We start from the raw sequence: 2996 nt of genomic DNA on the forward strand, positions 1-2996 counted from the left end.
GTTAGATGCCATATGTTAAATACAGCCGTTTTTAGCTAAAAGTAATACTACGAGCCGAGTGATGTCTGTTTATGGCTTTAAAATCGTTTTTAGGGGCTATTTAACGGATATTTGGGTCATGTCAGACTGATAAGCGATTTATAGCGAGATTGATTGCTAAAAATAGTCAGATTTAAAATAAATCTATTTAGAGGGGGTTTGCCTAACTTTAGATTTATTTTAAATCTAAGCCATAAGGTTGCTTAGGCGGCTTTTGTTGTATCTGGAGTTACCGCGAATCGGATCACATTAGATCCATTAAGTTAAATACAGGCATTTTTAGATAAAATTTATACTAGGTGTCGAGTGATGTTGTCATCAATTTTACCTATTGAACTTCTCTTAAAAGACCCCATATTAAAAGTGGGTATTAGTAATTTATGATAAGAGGTGGTGATATGTCATGTAATCATTCAGATCTAGAATCAGTCATGGAAAGAGTAGAAAGTTATCAAGGTGGAGGGCAACGTCATATTTGTGCTGGTTGTGCCTACTTGCTAGGTCAAAAGCATCGAGCAAATGGTACAAAATTCGATCCGAGTAAAGTTGATGATCTACCGGAAAGCCAAGCTCAACCACAACGGCATCGGAATGCTTATGATGCCTACAGAATTGGTTTCGACAGCATATAACAAGCGTCTAAGTTCATCATTGAACATAAAGCTCGTTACTTGAAAGGTCGCTTATGCGGCCTTTTTTGTATCTGGCCGTTACCGCGTATCGGGTTGTACAGCTTAAATGTCACATTAAATTTAGTGTATCTAATTGCTTTAAACGTGATTTATTCAATAGACAATATAATTTGATATATGTAATATTATCCAGCCCTTAGTGAGGTTTGTTTTCTATAAAATGAACCTTTGTGGTTGGTGTATAGCCAACCCGTAGAGATTGCTCGGTATTTGTTGATACTAAACAGAGACGAGCTGCTCATCCTTCGCAGAACGTCTCTGTTTAGTATCACAGAAGTTTCGCAAACTCACTCCTGAGTAAGGGCTTTTTTCTTTATATAACTTAAGAAACTTTATTTATGTGGTTTAATCACCCCAAGTTTGTTATCGCAAAAAAAGAATTAATTGAACAATTAAGTAACTCAAGTGCAATTACTAATGATTCATTAGAAGCAAAAAATGCTCGCTCAAATATATTTCGAAAAATAACATTACCAAAAATTGCATTTATCTGTGGTGGCGATCCTCGTTATTGTAAAAATAGAGAAAAAATAGAAAATTACATAATAAACCATGCTGATACTGTTATGACATTCAGAGCTGAATATGCATGGGAAACTATAATGAATACAAAAAAGAATGTTAATGCTCTGAAATTAGAGGAATGGTTAGCTGACTTTTCAGATGTAGTTATTATTCTTGTTGAATCATTTGGTACAGTTGCAGAACTAGGGGCTTTTTCTATTAGTCCTAAATTAAGAAGAAAACTATTACCAATTCTTGATAAAAAATATCAACATGATGAATCATTTATTAATACTGGCCCCATAAAGTGGGTAAATGATGATTCTGTCTATAAACCAGCAATATATGCTGATTTTAATACTATTCTCACATCTATGCCTGAAGTTCTAGGTAGAATCGACAAGAAAAGAAGTAAAACATATAAATCAAGAAATAATTCATCAACATATGGGAAATATAAATTTACTAGTAAAGAATTACTATTTTCTGTGATTATTATTATTACAAGTATAGGCCCTGTTGATGAAGATAGTATTCTTGATATTTGTCATGAAGCTTTCAGTATAATAACCAATTCAGAAAAAGAAGAAATTAAATTTATCATTACATTGTGTGTTGCTCTTGGAATTGTTAAAAATAGCTTAATTAAAGATAGTAATTATTATACATGTTTGAATTACAAAAAACTATATAGTAACGAAGCGACAAAATCATTGTTAGAAATATCTCAAAAAATAAGATCTAGATGTTTATCTAGTTTGATTTATATCGATGAGTTTAAAGATAAAATCAAGGAGATATCTGAAAATGTTAATTAAACTAATAAGTAAAAAATCATTAATAGATGAGGATTTCATCTTAGATTTCTCTAATAAACAACAAGTTAATTATTTTAAATTTCAGATACCAAAAAGAACAGGTGGTATGAGAACTATCTATCATCCATCAAAAGAACTTAAATATATTCAGAAAATATTGCTAGATAATGTAATATCTTCACTACCAATACATGATTGCTGTTATGCATATATAAAAAATAGAAATATACACACTCATGCAATTCAACATAGAAATGCAAAATATTTGTTAAGGTTAGATTTTAGGAATTTTTTTGAGTCAATCTCTTATAAAGATATTTATGAATTTTGTGAAACTAAAATGGGGATTTATAATAAAGATTGGTCAAGTAGTGATAGTGCGCTTTTTTCAAAATTAGTTTGTTATAAAGATAGATTAACAATTGGTTCTGTTTCTTCTCCAAGTTTATCTAATGCAATATGCTATGATCTTGACGTAAAACTGTCTCAATTAGCTTTATCAAAAAGTGTTAAATATACAAGATATGCTGATGATATGTTTTTTTCAACCAAGATTAAAGGTGTGTTGTATTCTCTACAAAATGATATAAATAACATTATTTCAAAAAATAATTTACCTAGTAAGCTTAAGCTTAATTTAGAAAAAACACATCATACATCTAAAAAAAGAAAGATGGCTATAACTGGATTAGTTATAACAAATGATGGAAATATATCATTGGGAAGACGTAAAAAAAGAGAAATAAAAAGTAAAATATATAAATGGGAAATTTTATCTACAGATGAAAGAATATATTTATCAGGATATTTATCCTATATAAAAAGTGTCGAGCCTGAATTTATAAATAACTTATGTGATAAATATGGCGCTAATTTAATACTTGAGATAATTAAGTTTAACACTAAATGATTATTCACGGTTTTTAGTGCGCATAAATAGATT

General features: G+C 29.8%; 3 protein-coding genes. All 3 read left to right on the top strand.

Going from position 1 to position 2996, the window contains the following annotated elements:
• Positions 1-437 precede the first annotated feature (437 nt).
• The 3 genes from CIK00_RS20960 (at position 438) to CIK00_RS20970 (ending at position 2963) form a co-directional block, all read left to right on the top strand.
• Positions 438-671 carry a hypothetical protein gene (locus tag CIK00_RS20960; protein ID WP_144043206.1) on the top strand — a complete coding sequence of 78 codons (234 nt, stop codon included), beginning with the start codon at positions 438-440 and terminating at the stop codon, positions 669-671.
• A gap of 398 nt (positions 672-1069) precedes the next feature.
• On the top strand, positions 1070-2053 hold the full coding sequence (locus tag CIK00_RS20965) for a retron St85 family effector protein (RefSeq protein WP_101770475.1): 984 nt from the start codon (positions 1070-1072) through the stop codon (positions 2051-2053).
• Entirely contained in the window at positions 2043-2963 is a 921-nt protein-coding gene (locus CIK00_RS20970; RefSeq protein ID WP_101770477.1) for a retron St85 family RNA-directed DNA polymerase, read from the top strand. The genes CIK00_RS20965 and CIK00_RS20970 overlap by 11 nt, the downstream gene beginning before the upstream one ends.
• The last annotated feature ends 33 nt before the right edge of the window (positions 2964-2996 follow it).

Origin of the sequence: Photobacterium carnosum (assembly GCF_002849605.1) — a bacterium.
Classification (GTDB): Bacteria; Pseudomonadota; Gammaproteobacteria; order Enterobacterales; family Vibrionaceae; genus Photobacterium; species Photobacterium carnosum.

Bases quoted from the DNA above. Each gene is read 5' to 3' on its own strand.
- CIK00_RS20960 (WP_144043206.1), top strand. From the start codon at position 438: ATGTCATGTAATCATTCAGATCTAGAATCAGTCATGGAAAGAGTAGAA.
- CIK00_RS20970 (WP_101770477.1), top strand. From the start codon at position 2,043: ATGTTAATTAAACTAATAAGTAAAAAATCATTAATAGATGAGGATTTC.
- CIK00_RS20965 (WP_101770475.1), top strand. From the start codon at position 1,070: ATGTGGTTTAATCACCCCAAGTTTGTTATCGCAAAAAAAGAATTAATT.